Annotated in this window: 12 protein-coding genes; 4 read left to right on the top strand and 8 right to left on the bottom strand. The window is 70.5% G+C overall.

Features of this window, described 5'->3' with window-relative positions:
• Window positions 1–7 precede the first annotated feature (7 nt).
• A complete protein-coding gene (locus tag AB4079_RS17300; protein ID WP_441788555.1) occupies window positions 8–700 on the bottom strand; it encodes a FadR/GntR family transcriptional regulator in 693 nt (230 codons plus the stop codon).
• Between the two features lie 141 nt (window positions 701–841).
• On the opposite strand from AB4079_RS17300, the gene AB4079_RS17295 reads away from it, so the two are divergent.
• Window positions 842–2,263, top strand: a complete 1,422-nt coding sequence (locus tag AB4079_RS17295) for a GntP family permease (RefSeq protein ID WP_441788554.1) — start codon at window positions 842–844, stop codon at window positions 2,261–2,263.
• Window positions 2,260–2,766 carry a gluconokinase gene (locus tag AB4079_RS17290; RefSeq protein ID WP_441788553.1) on the top strand — a complete coding sequence of 169 codons (507 nt, stop codon included), beginning with the start codon at window positions 2,260–2,262 and terminating at the stop codon, window positions 2,764–2,766. The genes AB4079_RS17295 and AB4079_RS17290 overlap by 4 nt, the downstream gene beginning before the upstream one ends.
• Window positions 2,767–2,875: 109 nt before the next feature.
• Here the strand turns inward: AB4079_RS17290 and xylB are convergent, their stop codons facing one another.
• The 6 genes from xylB to AB4079_RS17260 form a co-directional block, all read right to left on the bottom strand.
• Window positions 2,876–4,321 (bottom strand): xylulokinase, encoded by a 1,446-nt coding sequence (gene xylB / locus AB4079_RS17285; protein WP_441788552.1) that lies wholly within the window; start codon window positions 4,319–4,321, stop codon window positions 2,876–2,878.
• Between the two features lie 90 nt (window positions 4,322–4,411).
• On the bottom strand, window positions 4,412–5,602 hold the full coding sequence (gene xylA, locus AB4079_RS17280; protein WP_441788551.1) for a xylose isomerase: 1,191 nt from the start codon (window positions 5,600–5,602) through the stop codon (window positions 4,412–4,414).
• Between the two features lie 76 nt (window positions 5,603–5,678).
• Window positions 5,679–8,003 (bottom strand): glycoside hydrolase family 3 N-terminal domain-containing protein, encoded by a 2,325-nt coding sequence (locus AB4079_RS17275; RefSeq protein ID WP_441788550.1) that lies wholly within the window; start codon window positions 8,001–8,003, stop codon window positions 5,679–5,681.
• Window positions 8,004–8,041: 38 nt separating this feature from the next.
• Window positions 8,042–8,938 carry a carbohydrate ABC transporter permease gene (locus tag AB4079_RS17270; protein ID WP_441788549.1) on the bottom strand — a complete coding sequence of 299 codons (897 nt, stop codon included), beginning with the start codon at window positions 8,936–8,938 and terminating at the stop codon, window positions 8,042–8,044.
• On the bottom strand, window positions 8,935–9,969 hold the full coding sequence (locus AB4079_RS17265) for a carbohydrate ABC transporter permease (protein ID WP_441788548.1): 1,035 nt from the start codon (window positions 9,967–9,969) through the stop codon (window positions 8,935–8,937). Before AB4079_RS17265 ends, AB4079_RS17270 begins: the two co-directional genes overlap by 4 nt.
• 11 nt (window positions 9,970–9,980) lie before the next feature.
• Window positions 9,981–11,270 carry an ABC transporter substrate-binding protein gene (locus tag AB4079_RS17260; protein ID WP_441788547.1) on the bottom strand — a complete coding sequence of 430 codons (1,290 nt, stop codon included), beginning with the start codon at window positions 11,268–11,270 and terminating at the stop codon, window positions 9,981–9,983.
• Window positions 11,271–11,380: 110 nt separating this feature from the next.
• Here AB4079_RS17260 and AB4079_RS17255 point away from each other — a divergent pair, with 110 nt between their 5' ends.
• On the top strand, window positions 11,381–12,382 hold the full coding sequence (locus AB4079_RS17255) for a LacI family DNA-binding transcriptional regulator (RefSeq protein ID WP_441788546.1): 1,002 nt from the start codon (window positions 11,381–11,383) through the stop codon (window positions 12,380–12,382).
• A gap of 118 nt (window positions 12,383–12,500) precedes the next feature.
• Here the strand turns inward: AB4079_RS17255 and AB4079_RS17250 are convergent, their stop codons facing one another.
• Window positions 12,501–13,475, bottom strand: coding sequence for an acetylxylan esterase (locus AB4079_RS17250; protein ID WP_441788545.1), 975 nt, complete (start codon window positions 13,473–13,475; stop codon window positions 12,501–12,503).
• A gap of 131 nt (window positions 13,476–13,606) precedes the next feature.
• Here AB4079_RS17250 and AB4079_RS17245 point away from each other — a divergent pair, with 131 nt between their 5' ends.
• Complete coding sequence (locus AB4079_RS17245) at window positions 13,607–14,611, top strand: LacI family DNA-binding transcriptional regulator (protein WP_441788544.1); 1,005 nt, start codon at window positions 13,607–13,609, stop codon at window positions 14,609–14,611.
• Window positions 14,612–14,614 lie beyond the last annotated feature (3 nt).

Raw genomic sequence — 14,614 nt, 5'->3', positions numbered from 1 at the left:
GAACGGCTCACCGCGAGGGGCGCTGAACCGCGCTGTCCGCCTCCTCGACGATGCGGCGCATCGAGTGCTCGGCGGCGGCGCCGTCGCCGCGGCGGACGGCGGCGGCGACCTCCTCGTGAAGCCGGATCGCCTCCGGATTCGCGGTGTCCGGCATGAGCGCGTGGGCGGTCCGCCCGGTGAGCGCCTCGGAGACGGCGCTGCTGAGAGCGGCGAACACCGGGTTGCCGGACGCCTCCAGAAGCACCCGGTGGAAGTCGCGGTCGTGCGCGAGGTATTCGTCCCGGTCCGCCGACCGTTGCGTCGCGGCCATCCCCACGATCGCAGCGGTCAGTTCGCCGCACTGGGCCGGAGTGGCGCGAGCGCTGGCCAGCCTCGCGGCGACCGGCTCCACAGCGAGGCGCAGCTCGCTCAGATCGCCCAGCGCGGTCAGCCGGTCGGGGCCGGCGAGCCGCCAGTTCAGGATGCGCGGATCGAGGGCCTGCCACGCCGACTCGGGCATGACGACGGTGCCGCGCCGGCGGCGGGCCTGAACCAGCCCGAGCGACTCCAGCACACGGATGCACTCGCGGAGGACTGTGCGCGAGATGCCCAGCGTCTCCGGAGTGAGGACCGTCCCGACCGGGATGTCGCCGGACACGATGCGAGCACCGAGCGAGGCGATGGCCTGCTCGTGCAGGGAGCCGTGCGCTGGCTGGGTCACGCTTCATTATCGGGGTCTGGGACTCGTCAGGTCAAAGCGACACGCATGCGCATTAAGACTGCTATTACCTGCGCTGATTAGACACAAATCTGATTTATTTCTAGAGTGTTCGTGCCCTATCCAACACGACCAAGGACGTTCATGAACACAGCACTGCTCGCGCGCCTCGCCGCGGCCGCGGCTCCGGCACCGGCCCCGCATCCCACCGCCCCCGAAGGCCAGCTCATCGTCGCTGCCCTGGCGGGCATCGCGGTGATCGTCATCCTGATCACCTGGCTCAAACTGCATCCGTTCCTCGCCCTGCTACTCGGCTCGCTGGTCGCCGGCCTCGCCGCGGGCATGGCGGGAGACGCCGCGATCGGCAGCTTCATCACCGGCTTCGGCAACACCATGGGCAGCGTCGGCGTGCTCATCGGCCTCGGCGCCATGTACGGAAAGCTGCTCGCCGACTCGGGCGGCGCCGACCGCATCGTCGACACGCTGGTGTCGCGAACGAGCGCTCGCCTGCTTCCGTGGACGATGGGCGCAGTCGGCGCCATCATCGGCCTTCCGATGTTCTTCGAGGTGGGCCTGGTGCTGCTGATGCCGGTCATCATCCTGGTGACCCGTCGCTCCGGACTGCCGCTGATGCGCATCGCGCTGCCCACCATCGCGGGTCTCTCCGCCATGCACGGACTGGTGCCGCCGCACCCCGGGCCGCTGGTGGCCATCGCAGCGCTCGGCGCCAACCTCGGGCTGACCCTCGCCTTCGGTGTGCTGGTCGCCATCCCGACCATCGCCATCGCCGGTCCGCTGTTCAGCCGGCTGGCGGCGAAGTGGGTGCCGGTCGGCGTTCCCGACCTCTTCGTCGCCGAGGAGGGTGACGATGCCTCCCGTCGACGCCCGTCCTTCGTCGCGGCGCTGGTCAGCATCCTGCTGCCGGTGGTCCTCATGCTCGGCAAGGCGCTCGCGGACATCGTGTCCCCGGATGCGGCGCCGGTCGGGAAGGTCGTGCTCGACTTCCTGGGAACCCCGGTCATCGCCCTGACGGTCGCCGTGCTGGCGGGACTCCTGCTGCTGGGCGTCGGAGGCGGAATGGACCGCAAGGCGATCCAGACCAGCCTGAGCGCGTCGCTGCCGCCCATCGCGGGCATCCTCCTCATCGTCGGCGCCGGCGGTGGCTTCAAGCAGGTGCTGGTCGACACCGGAATCGGGCAGGTCATCGCCGGCTGGGCGACCGGAGCGAGCGGGATCGTCGTGCTCCTGCTGGCCTGGACTGTGGCGGCGCTCATCCGCATCGCGACCGGGTCCGCGACGGTGGCGACGGTCACGGCCGCCGGCATCCTGCTGCCGCTGACCGAGCACCTGTCGGTTCCGATGGTCTCGCTCATGGTGCTGGCGATCGGCGCCGGCTCGGTGTTCTTCTCGCACGTCAACGACGCCGGCTTCTGGCTGGTGAAGGAGTACCTGGGCCTCAGCATCCCGCAGACGCTGAAGAGCTGGACGGTGCTGGAGTGCCTGGTCTCGATCGTCGGACTGGCCGGAGTGCTGGTGCTGAGCCTGTTCGTGGGCGGCCTCGGGTGACCCCGGTGCGCGCGGTCGTCGTGATGGGAGTCGCGGGGTGCGGGAAGTCCACAGTCGCAGCGCTGCTCGCCGAACGTCTCGGCTGGGAGCTGCTCGAGGGGGACGGCCTGCATCCGGCGGCCAACGTCGAACGGATGGGCGCGGGATCGCCGCTCACCGACGAGGACCGCGCGCCCTGGCTGGACGCCATCGCCTCCTGGATGGATGAGCGACGGGCGGGCGGCCGGCCGGTCGTGGTCGCGTGCTCGGCGCTCCGGCGCCGCTACCGCGACGTGCTGCGACGCGACGACGTCGTCTTCCTCCACCTCACGGGTTCGGCGGAACTGCTCGCCGAACGGCTGGCCGTCCGCGAGCACCACTTCATGAAGGCCGGGATGCTGCAGTCGCAGCTCGACCTCCTCGAGCCGCCCGCCCGCGACGAGCGCCACCTCACCCTCGACATCGGCGTCCCTCCCGCCGCCGTCGCCGCCCGCGCCGCCTCCGCCCTCTCACTCTCGACCTGACCCCCAGCCCCACCGTCGAGTACACACTTTCTGCACGCGACACGCCGTTCGGGCGTGCAGAAAGTGTGGACTCGACGGTGGGGCGTGGGCTGGGGGTCGGGAGGGCGGGTCAGGCGCGGGCGGCGGCGTACTGGGTGCGGATGGTGGGGCGGGTGTCGACCGGGAGGGCCGCCGAGGTCTCGACGGTCCAGGAGGGGCGGGAGCCGGTCAGCGCCCATGCGGCCTGGACGGCGCCGCCGTCGGCGACGTACTCGCCCGGCACCGGCACCTCCACCGGGGCGTCGAACACCTGCGCAGCGACCTGGGCGACCGCCGGGTTCTGCGCCGCGCCCCCGATGAGCAGGATGCGGCGCTCGCGCACGCCGACCGCGCGCACGGCATCGAGACCGTCGGCGAGCCCGCACAGCATCCCCTCGATGGCGGCGCGCGCCAGGTTCGCCGGAGTGGTCGACGCGAGGGTGAGCCCGTGGATGCTCGCTTTCGCGTCCGGGAGGTTCGGTGTCCGCTCGCCCTCGAAGTAGGGGACGAGCACCACGCCACCGGCGCCGGGCTCGGCGTCGAGGGCGAGCTCGGAGAGCCGGTCGTGGTCGACGGAGAGCAGCCCGGCGATCGAGCCGAGCACGCGCGCCGCATTGAGGGTCGCGATCAGCGGCAGGGAGACTCCCGACGCATCCGCGAACCCGGCGACCGTGCCCGACGGGTCGGCGATGGGTGCGTCCGTCACCGCGAACACCGTCCCGGAGGTCCCGATGGAGACGACGACGTCGCCCTCCGCCGCTCCGAGGCCCAGGGCGGCACCGGCGTTGTCGCCCGCACCGGGTCCGACGAGCACGCCGGACGGGGTGCGGCCGGCTGCCTCCGACGGACCGAGCACACGGGGGAGCACCACAGCACCAGCCGATGCCGTGTCGCCCGGGTCCGCGCCCGCCTCGCGCCCGGCCCGCCCGAGCGCCCGCTCGAACAGATCGAAGTCGTACGCACCGGTCGCTGCGCTCCAGTATGCGGTGCCGCTCGCGTCGGAGCGGTCGGTGGTCAGCGCCTCCAGGTCCGGGCCGTGCTCGCTCTCGCCGGCCGGGCCGTAGCCGCGCAGCCGCCAGGTCAGCCAGTCGTGGGGGAGGGCGACGGCCGCGACGCGGGCCGCGTTCGCCGGCTCCGCATCCCGCAGCCAGCGCAGCTTCGTCGCGGTGAAGGAGGCCACCGGGACCACACCGACGTGGGTCGCGTACTCCTCCGCTCCGACCTCCGCGATCAGGTCGCGGGCTGCCTGGGCCGACCGGGTGTCGTTCCAGAGCAGGGCGTCGCGGATGACGCGCCCGTCCGCATCCAGCACGACCATCCCGTGCTGCTGGCCCGCCACCGAGATCGCCTCGACGTCGTCGAGCCCACCGGCAGCCGCGAGGGCCTCCTGCAGGGCGGCCCACCAGGCCGCCGGGTCCACCTCGGTGCCGTCGGGATGCGCGGCGCGCCCCGAACGCACCAGCGCGCCCGTCTCGAGGTCGCGGACGACCACCTTGCAGCTCTGGGTCGATGAGTCGACACCGGCGACGAGAGTCATCTCGCTCCTTCACATACGCGAGGTGCTCGTCGTTGCGGCCGACACGCGGGTCGGGACGGCAACGACGAGCACCTCAGGGTCGGGGACGGGTCAGCGGGCGCCGAGCAGGTGCTCGAGGGCGAGCTGCTGCAGGCGGACGAAGCCGAAACCTTTGCCGCCGAAGTACTCGTCCGGCTGGAAGTCCTCGAACGCGCCACGGTCGGCCAGGAGGTCGTCGTAGCTCTCGCCGTCGCCGAGCGTCGGCCGCGACAGCTCCGGGACGCGCGACGCCTCGAGCGCCTCCTGCACCTCCGGGTCGGCACGGAACGCCTGCGCGCGCTCCTTCAGGAGCAGGTAGGTGCGCATGTTGGCGGCCGCCGAATCCCACACGCCGGTGATGTCCTCGGTGCGGGACGGCTTGTAGTCGAAGTGACGCGGGCCGTCGTACGCCGGTCCGCCGTTGGGGCCGCCGTTCTCGAGCAGGTCGACGAGCGCGAAGGCGTTCTGCAGGTCGCCGTGACCGAAGACGAGGTCCTGGTCGTACTTGATGCCGCGCTGGCCGTTGAGGTCGATGTGGTAGAGCTTGCCCTGGTAGAGGGCCTGCGCGATGCCGGCCGCGAAGTTCAGGCCGGCCATCTGCTCGTGCCCGACCTCGGGGTTGACGCCCACCAGCTCGGGGCGCTCGAGGGTTTCGATGAACGCGAGCGCGTGGCCCAGGGTCGGCAGCAGGATGTCGCCGCGCGGCTCGTTCGGCTTCGGCTCGATCGCGAAGCGGATGTCGTAGCCCTTGTCGGTGACGTAGTCGCCGAGCAGGTTGACAGCCTCGCGGTAGCGCTCGAGGGCGGCGCGGATGTCCTTCGCGGCGTCGTACTCGGCGCCCTCGCGGCCGCCCCACATGACGAACGTCTTGGCGCCCAGCTCGGCCGCCAGGTCGATGTTGCGGAGCACCTTGCGCAGCGCGAAGCGACGCACGGCGCGGTCGTTGGAGGTGAAGCCGCCGTCCTTGAACACCGGAGCGCTGAACAGGTTGGTCGTCACCATCGGCACGATGATGCCGGTGTCGGAGAGCGCCTGCTTGAGGCGGTCGATCTGCTTCTGGCGCTCGGCGTCGGTGGATCCGAAGGCGAACAGGTCGTCGTCGTGGAACGTGAGGCCGTAGGCGCCGAGCTCGTCGAGCTTGTGCACCGCCTCGACCACGTCGAGCTGGGGGCGGGTGGGCCCGCCGAACGGGTCCGTGCCGTTGTAGCCGATGGTCCACAGACCGAACGAGAACTTGTCGGCGCGGGTGGGGGTGAGGCTCATGGATCTTCCTTCAGCGTCGTCGGTGATTTGTTGTTTCAATAAACTTATACCGCAATAGCGCGCGCAGCGCGAGTGGTCACAGCGCGTCGGTGTAGACGGCCCCTACGGTAGCCGCCTCCACGGTCGACGTCACCAGGCGGCCATCCGCCGGTGTGACGAGGTGAACGGGGCCCGTGATGTCGAGCAGAGCGGCGGTCTCCCGCTCGTCGCAGGTCGGCCCGACCCACAGCTCGACGGCGCCGGGTTCCACGATGCGGCGCAGCGCCGCGTCGGAGAACGCCAGCCGTGTGCTGGGCACCGCGAAACGCACAATGGTCTCTTCGCCGGGCTCCAGCCCCACGCGGCGGTAGCCGAGCAGTTGGGCGACCGGACGGGTCACGCTGGCGTGCACATCCCGCGCATAGAGCTGCACGAGATCGGTGCCCGCGCGCTCTCCCGTGTTCCGGATGCGGACGCTCGCGGTGAACGTGCCGCCCGCGGCGACCTCTGCATCCACTTCCAGGTTCGAGTGCTCGAAGGTCGTGTACGAGAGCCCGTGCCCGAACGGCAGCACCGGCGTGCTGTCGGCACTGGTGATCTCGTTCGGGCCGCCGAGCACCGGGTGCAGGTAGGAGTAGGGCTGCGCCCCCGCCGACCGGGGAAGCGAGACCGGGAGGTGACCCGACGGGGAGACCCGGCCGGAGAGCACCGCCGCGATGGCGCGGCCGCCCTCCTCGCCGGGGAAGAACGCCTGCAGCACGGCGGCGGGAGCGGTCACGCCCTCCACCGCCCAGCCGATCGCGTATGGGCGGCCGGACAGGACGACCAGCACGACGGGCGTCCCGGTGGCGACGACGCGCTCGACGAGCTCCCGCTGGATGCCCGGGAGCTCCAGGCTCTCGACATCGTTCCCTTCGCCGACCGTTCCCCGGCCGAACAGGCCGGCCCGGTCGCCGATGACCACGACTGCCACGTCAGCGGCGCTCGCCGCGGCGACGGCGGCAGGGATGCCTGAGCGATCGTCTCCCTCGACCTGGCAGCCACGTTCGTGCATGACGGTGGCGGAGGAGAACTCGGCGCGGACGGCCTCCAGCACGGACGGCAGTTCGAGGCCGAGCGGCACCTCCGGGTGGTGGGCCAGCACATGGTTGGCGAACGAGTAGCACCCCATCAGCGCCTCGGGAACGTCCGAGTTGGGGCCAAGCACAGCGATCCGGGCCGGAGTGGGGTCCAGCGGGAGCGTCCCATCGTTCGTGAGCAGCACGAGGGACTCCTCGGCCAGCCGGAGGGCGACCTCGCGGTGGGCCGGCGTGTCGAGGTCGATGGATGCGGGCGGCTCGTCGAAGGTCGCATCCAGCAACCCCAGCTCCTCCTTCTGAGCCAGCACCCGGAGCACGGCGCGGTCGACCAGGGCCTCGTTTGTCGCGCCCGACCGGATGCGCGCCGACAGCGGCTCCAGGAACGCGTCGCCGGTCGGCAGCTCCACGTCGATCCCGGCCGCCAGGGCAAGCGCCGCCGCTTCGCCCAGGTCGGCGGCGACGCCGTGCATCGTGTGCAGGAAGGCGACCGAGAAGTAGTCGGAGACCACCGTCCCGTCGAAGCCCCACTCGTCGCGGAGGATGTCGGTGAGATACGCGGGTGTGGCACCGACCGGAACGCCGTCGATCTCGGCGTACGAGTTCATGACCGACCGCACCCCGCCATCCCGGATCGCCATCTCGAACGGCGGCACCAGGGTGTCGCGCACCTCGCGCGGTCCAGCGTGCACCGGTGCGTGGTTGCGCCCGGCCTGCGAGGCCGAATACCCGACGAAGTGCTTCAGCGTGGCGTGCACGCCGGCGCCCTGCAGCCCGCGCACGTAGGCCGTGCCGAGCGTGCCGACAACGTACGGGTCCTCGGCGATGCACTCGTCCACCCGGCCCCAGCGCGGGTCGCGGATCACGTCGAGAACCGGGGCGAGGCCCTGGTGGATGCCGAGCTCGCGCATCGACAGCCCGATCAGACCGGCCATCTCCTCCACCAGCTCGGGGTCGAAGGATGCGCCCCAGGCGAGCGGCGTCGGGAACGTGGCCGCCTTCCAGGCGGCGAGCCCGGTCAGGCACTCCTCGTGCACCAGTGCCGGGATGCCGAGCCGCGTCTCCTCCTTCAGCCGCCGCTGCTCCGTCCACAGCCACGCGGCGCGCTCCGCCGGGTCGACCGGGCGGGTGCCGTAGACGCGGGTCAGCTGCCCGAGCCCGTGGGCGGTCACGTCCGCGTAGGCGCCGGGGTTGCCCATCTCGCCGGCCATCGGGGCGACCAGTTCGTCGCCCTTGTCGACCCAGAAGCCGACCAGCTGGGCGAGCTTCTCCTCCAACGTCATCGAGGAGAGGAGTGCACGCACACGCTCGGAGGGCGCGGTCGGGCGCTGGAGTGATTCGGTCATGTCTGATCTCACTTCGTAGAAGAAGGCGGGAGCGGGCGTCAGCCCTTGACGGCGCCGGTCAGGCCGCCGACGATGCGGCGCTCGAAAATGCTGAAGAACACCAGCGCCGGAATCATGGAGAGGGAGGTGAACGCCAACACCTTGGCCGTGTCGACGGAGTACTGCGACGAGAACGCCTGGACTCCGAGCGGCAGCGTGAACGTCTCCTCGTTGTTGAGGAGGAAGAGCGGCAGCAGGTAGCTGTTCCAGCTGGCGATGAAGGCCAGGATGCCGACGGTGATCACGCCGGGAAGGGAGAGCCGCAACACCATCCGCCAGAAGAATCCGAGCCGGCTGCAGCCGTCGATGAAGGCGGCCTCCTGGATCTCGTCCGGGATCGCGCGCAGGAACGGCACGAGGATGATGATCGTCGTCGGCAGCGCGAAAGCGATCTGCGGCAGGATGACGCCGCCCAGCGAATTCATCAGCCCCAGGTTGCGCACCACGATGTACAGCGGGGTGATGGCCACGGTGATCGGGAACATCAGACCGGCGGCGAACAGCGCGTACAGGATGCCGCGACCGCGGAAGCGGTAGCGGGCGAGCACGTAGCTCGCCATCAGGCCGAGGACGATCACGCCGAGGGTGGTGACGACCGCGACGATCGTCGAGTTCAGCACCTCCTGCCAGAAGACGCCGCCGGTGAGCACGCCCAGATAGTTCTGGACGTTCCAGGGGTTCGGGAACCCGGCAGGGTCGACCGTGATCTGGGAGTTCGTTCGGAAGCCGCCGAGGACGATGTACACGATCGGAGCCAGCATCAGCGCGATCACGATGAGCGCGACGAAGTAGACGGTCGGAGAACCCCACGGCAGGCCCTTGACCTTCCTGCGGTCCGGCGCCTCCAGGACGCCGGGCGCGTCCGGGGCGTCGGGGACGGCGATGAACGCGGTCATCGGTTCTTCCTTCCGGTGCGCCTGTCACCCGTGATCGCGCCCTCGGTGTCGCGCCGGAGCACGAACCGCTGGTAGAACAGCGCGACGATCAGAGAGATCAGGAAGATCACGACGGCGACGGCGTTTCCGTAGCCGAAGTTGCCGGCGTTGCGGCCGTTGGCGACCATGTAGGTCGCCATGGTCGAGGTGCCGGCGGTCGAGGCCACGTACTGGCCCCAGATGATGTAGACGAGGTCGAACAGCTGCAGCGCCCCGATGATCGACAGGAACGCCCAGATACGCAGCGTCGGGCCGAGCAGCGGGAGAGCGATCCGCCGCTGGATCTGCCAGTACGAGGCCCCGTCGAGGGCGGCCGCCTCATACAGCTCCTCCGGGATGCCCTGGAGCCCCGCGAGGAAGAGGATGACGGCGAAACCGACGTACTTCCAGGTCAGGATCGCGAGCAGCGTCCAGATGGCGATGCTCGGGTCGGACAGCCAGTCGTGGACCAGGAAGTTCAGGCCCAGGTTCTTCAGCATCCCGTTGAGCGCGCCGTTGGTGGCGAGCATCAGGCTCCACCCGGTTCCGACGACGACCTCGGCGATGACGTAGGGCACGAAGATCAGGACGCGGATCACGGACTGCCCCCGCATCTTCCGGTTCAGCAGAAGCGCCAGCAGGATGGCCACCGGCCCCTGCAGCACAAGCGAACCGATGACGATGAGGAAGTTGTGCCAGAGCGCCTGCTGGAAGGCGGAATCCTGGAGGATGGTGATGTAGTTCTGCAGGCCGATGAAGTCCGTCGCAGGGCCGTAGCCCTGCCAGCGGAAGAAGCCGTAGTAGGCGGCGATCACGACCGGGAAGATCACGAAGGCCAGGAAGACGAGCGCCGCAGGACCTGCCAGCAGCGCGATCTCCAGGCGCATGGCCCAGCCGGTGCGGCGGCGGCGCGGCCGCGGCGGGAGCGACGCGACTGCGCCGCTCCCGCCGTGCTGCGCGAGCTCCGACCGCGGCAGGACGCCGGTGGAGGTGTTCTCGCGGGTGTTGCTCACGAGCTCAGACCTCAGCCCTTCTTCGCGGCGTCGTTGGCCGCCTGGATGAGCTGCTTCGGGTCGCTCTTGCCGGCCAGCATGTCGACGACCGCCACGTTCAGCGCGTTTCCGACGTTCTGGCCGAGCACGGTGTCGAGCCACTGCGAGACGTACGGGGCCGCGTTGTAGGCCTTCAGCACATCCTGCAGGTAGGGCTCGGTGACGACCTTCTGCGCTTCGGTGTTCACCGGCGGAGCGTTGAAGGCCTTGTAGTAGGCCTCCTGCTGGTCCGTGGTGGCCACGAAGTTGAGGAAGTCGGCGCACTCCTTGGGTGCCTTCACCGAGCAGGAGTACCCGTCGACGCCACCCATGATGGAGCCGGGCTCACCCTTGCCGCCCGAGACCTCGGGGAACGGGTAGAAGCCGAGGTCCGGAAGCGGCTTCTGGTCCGGCGTGAGCGATGCGATCACTCCCGGGTCCCAGGCGCCCATGAGCTCCATGCCGGCCTTGTGGTTGGCGATGAGGCCGGCCGAGCTGCCCGCGCCCTGCTGGGCCGAGGTGGTCAGGAAGCCGTCGTTGAACGGCTTCGTCTCCGAGAACTTCTGCAGGTCCTCTGCGGCCTTCAGCCAGCAGCCGTCGGAGAAGGACTTCGAGTCGGCCGTCTTCTCCATGGTCGAACCGGCGCACTCGCGGAGCGCGAACCAGTAGAACCAGTGAGCAGCGGGCCAGGCGTCCTTGCCGCCGAGCGCGATGGGGGAGACGCCGGTCGCCTTCAACTTCGTGACGTCGCTGTTGAGGTCGTCGATCGTCTTGGGCGCGTCGGTGATCCCGGCCGCCTTGAACAGATCCTGGCTGTAGAACAGCCCGCCCGGCAGGACGGCGATCGGCATCGCCCAGACCTTGTCCTGGTAGGTCTCTGCCTTGAACGAGCCGGCCGAGATGTTCTTCTTGGTGTCGGCCGATACCTTGCCGGTGATATCCATCACCTGGCCGGCGTTCACCATCGCCGCCATCTTGCCGCCGCCTCGCTGCAGGAAGATGTCGGGGGCGTCACCAGAGTTCAGTGCCGTCTGGAGCTTGCCGTCCAGGTCCTCGTTCTGGATGGACTGGACCTTGATGGTGACGTTCGGGTTCGCCTTCTCGAAAGCGGCGACGGCGTTCTTCCAGAACTCCTGGCCGGGGCCGGTGGTGGAGTTCTGCCAGAGGGTCATGCTGACCTTGCCGTTGCTGCTCGAGCTGTCGGAGCCGCCGCTGCACCCGGTGAGGGCGAGCGCGCCGGCCATCACGACGGCGGCCCCGGTAAGGAGCTTGGTGCCTTTCATGTGATTCCAACCTGTTCTCTTCGTTGAGGTGGGGACGTCGGAAGTGTCGCAAGCGCCATCTCCGGTGTCAAACGTTTTCGAAAACCTTTTCTACGCTAGGCTCTGACGGCATGGGACGGCGTCCGACAATCAACGATGTGGCCGAAGCGGCCGGCGTCTCGGTCGCCACGGTGTCGAAAGCGGTCAACGGCCGATACGGCGTCGCGGTCGAGACGGTGGAGCGTGTGCTTCGGGTGGTGCAGGAGCTCGGGTACGAGTCCAGCCTGGTCGCCAGCAGCATGCGGTCACGGCGAACCGGTGTGATCGGCGTGCTCGTCGCCGACTTCGAGCCGTTCTCCGCCGAGATCCTGAAAGGGGTCGGCGCGGCGCTGCACGACTCCCGCTACGACCTGCTCGCCTACAGCGGCTCACGGCAGCCGTCCAGCGAGGGCTGGGAGCGGCGGTCGCTCAGCCGGCTCAGCGGAACCCTCATCGACGGCGTGATCATGGTCACCCCGACCGTCGTCAGCGCGAACGCCGACGTGCCCATGGTGGCGATCGACCCGCACACCGGCCGTGCCGACGTCCCGACCGTGGAGTCGGACAGTTTCGGCGGGGCGCGCAACGCCATCGCCTTCCTGATCGGCCTGGGCCACCGGCGGATCGCGTACGTCGCCGGCCGCCCCGACCTGCGCTCGTCGAGCCTGCGCGACGCCGGCTACCGGCGCGCGCTGAGCGAGGCCGGCATCCCCTTCGACCCGTCCCTGGTGGCGGTCGGACGCTACGAGCACAACACCGTGCGGGAGGTCGCCCTTCCGCTGCTCAGCCGCCCCGACCGGCCGACCGCCGTCTTCGCCGCCAACGACATCTCGGCGATCGCGGTGATGGAGGTGGCGGCCGAACTCGGCCTGGACGTGCCGCGCGAGCTCTCGGTGGTCGGCTTCGACGACGTGCCGGAGGCATCCCAGTACAACCCGCCGCTCACGACGGTGCGGCAGCCGATGCAGAGCCTGGGTGCGGCGGCGGCGGACCTGCTGGTCGCCCTGATGAACGGCGAGACTCCGGAGCGGACGCACCTGCGCCTCCCGACCCGGCTGGTCCGCCGGGCGACCACGGCCCCGCCCGCCGGCTGACGCCTCCGCCCCTCCGCCCCCGCCCGCCTCCGCCTCCGTCTCCTTCGACGCCGCTGCGATTTGGCGGAAAGCGGCGCTGGGGAGGGGGGAGAGAGGGTGGCGGCGGGAGCGGGCGGGCTCAGCGGGCGAAGCGCGCGGCGAGCCACGCGGCCTGGAGGCGCCACTGGGCCGCGCCTCCGCCCTCGTGGTCGTTGAACGGGTAGACCTCGATCGCGCGGTCATCCGCCGCCAGGTGGTTGTACGCCGCGAAGGTCGTCGATGGCGGCACCACCGTGTCCATCAGCGCGACCGAGAACAGCGACGGCGAGTGGATGCGCCGGGCGAAGTTCACGCCGTCGAAGTACGACAGGGTGCGGAAGACGTCCGCGACCTCGTCGCGGTGCACGGACAGATACGTCGCCACCTCCAGGTACGGCCCGCCCGCCGCGACCTCGACCCCGCGGCGGAACGCGCAGAGGAACGCGACGTCCGGCAGCACAGCCGAGACGCCTCCCGCCAGCGCGCCGGCAGCGAGGGCGATTCCGCCGCCCTGGCTGCCACCGGTGACGGCGATCCGGCCGGCGTCGACGAAGGGCAGGTCGCGGGCCGCGTCGACCGCGCGCACCGCATCCGTGAACACGCGGCGGTAGTAGTACGTCTCGGGCGCGTGGATGCCGCGCGTCATCACTCCGGGCGCGGCGGGTCCTGAGCCGTGCGGGTCGGCGGTGTCTCCGCCGCTTCCCCAGCCGCTGCCCTGGCCGCGCGTGTCGACGAAGACGTGCACGTACCCGGCCAGCGCCCACGTGACGTTCTCGCCGGGCAGCCCGCGGCCGCCGCCGTATCCCTGGAACTGCACGACCGCAGGCAGCGGGCCGTCCGCGTGGAGGGGCCGCGACACCCAGGCCCGCACCGGCTCGCCGCCGAAGCCCGGGAACACGAAGTCTTCGACGATGAGCTGGGTGACGGGCGTGTCGGCCGGGGTGAGTTCGGGAACGCCGCCGGCCTCACGGGCTTCCGCGATGGTGCGCTCCCAGAAGGCGTCGAAGTCGGCCGGCTCGTCCACCTCCGGGCGGAAGGCGGTCAGTTCGGCGTGGGTCAGGTCGGTGAGCGGCATCGGTCTCGCTTTCGGCGCGGTTTTCGTGAGAGTCGTCAAGGCGGAGGGGTACACGCGGTCGTCGGACGGCGTGGGCGACATTGTGGCACAGCGCCGTCCGCGACCCCGCGGCGATGTGCGACAGTGGCAGCATGCCCGCTGCCACCCGTCCGACGCTGGAGGCGATCGCGCGCGAGGCGTCGGTGTCGCTGTCCACGGTGTCCAAGGTGCTGAACGGGCGGCCCGGAGTGTCACCCTCGACGCGGCGTCGCGTCGAGGACCTGCTCCACGACTCCGGTTACGCGCGCCGTGGGGTGGATGCGGAACGCGGCGACACCGTCGAGCTCGTCATCGAGAACCTCGCGAGCGAGTGGTCCGTCGAGGTCATCCGGGGGGTCGAGCGGGTCGCCCGCGAGAACGGACTCGCGATGGTGCTGTCGACCATCGGCGACTACCACGCGGTGGGTGACGAGCTGATCACCGGCGTCCTCCGCCGGAAGCCGGTCGCGATCGTGCTGCAGTTCTCGAACCTCACCGCCGACCACCGCCGCCAGCTGCGAACGCGGAACATCCCCTTCGTCGTCGTCGACCCGGCGGGCGACCCTCCGGCGGATGTCCCCGCCATCGGCGCCACGAACTGGGCGGGAGGACTCGCAGCCACCCGGCATCTCGTGGCCCTCGGCCACCGGCGCATCGCTGCGATCGGGGGACCCGCCGATCTGATGTGCTCGCGGGCTCGGCTGGCCGGCTACCACGCGGCGCTGCAGGAGGCGGGCATCCCCGTGCCGTCGGCGATAGGGGGAGGTGGATTCTCGCGCGAGGACGGCGAGCGGGAAGGACGGCGCCTTCTGGGCGGCGCGGATCGGCCGACCGCGATCGTCTGCGCCAACGACATGCAGGCCCTCGGCGTCTACGATGCCGCGTTCGCGCTGGGCCTGGAGGTGCCGCGCGACGTCTCGGTGGTCGGTTTCGACGACGCGCCGTCGGCGTCCTGGGCGCGTCCGCCGCTCACCACGATCCGCCAGCCGTTGCAGGAGATGGCGGAGGAGGCGACCCGCCTGGCGCTTCGCCTGCGCGCGGGCGAGGTGGAGAGCACGCGCCTGGAGCTCGCGACGACGCTCGTGCAGCGCGGCTCGACCGCACCTCCGCGCAGCTGAGCA

Source organism: Leifsonia sp. 2MCAF36 (assembly GCF_052115525.1).
Taxonomy (GTDB): domain Bacteria; phylum Actinomycetota; class Actinomycetes; order Actinomycetales; family Microbacteriaceae; genus Leifsonia.
The sequence above is the reverse complement of the archived record's forward strand: the minus strand, read 5'-3'. Positions and strand labels throughout refer to the sequence as shown.

Bases quoted from the DNA above. Each gene is read 5' to 3' on its own strand.
- AB4079_RS17295 (WP_441788554.1), top strand. From the start codon at position 842: ATGAACACAGCACTGCTCGCGCGCCTCGCCGCGGCCGCGGCTCCGGCA.
- xylB (WP_441788552.1), bottom strand. From the start codon at position 4,321: ATGACTCTCGTCGCCGGTGTCGACTCATCGACCCAGAGCTGCAAGGTG.
- xylA (WP_441788551.1), bottom strand. From the start codon at position 5,602: ATGAGCCTCACCCCCACCCGCGCCGACAAGTTCTCGTTCGGTCTGTGG.
- AB4079_RS17275 (WP_441788550.1), bottom strand. From the start codon at position 8,003: ATGACCGAATCACTCCAGCGCCCGACCGCGCCCTCCGAGCGTGTGCGT.
- AB4079_RS17270 (WP_441788549.1), bottom strand. From the start codon at position 8,938: ATGACCGCGTTCATCGCCGTCCCCGACGCCCCGGACGCGCCCGGCGTC.
- AB4079_RS17260 (WP_441788547.1), bottom strand. From the start codon at position 11,270: ATGAAAGGCACCAAGCTCCTTACCGGGGCCGCCGTCGTGATGGCCGGC.
- AB4079_RS17255 (WP_441788546.1), top strand. From the start codon at position 11,381: ATGGGACGGCGTCCGACAATCAACGATGTGGCCGAAGCGGCCGGCGTC.
- AB4079_RS17250 (WP_441788545.1), bottom strand. From the start codon at position 13,475: ATGCCGCTCACCGACCTGACCCACGCCGAACTGACCGCCTTCCGCCCG.
- AB4079_RS17245 (WP_441788544.1), top strand. From the start codon at position 13,607: ATGCCCGCTGCCACCCGTCCGACGCTGGAGGCGATCGCGCGCGAGGCG.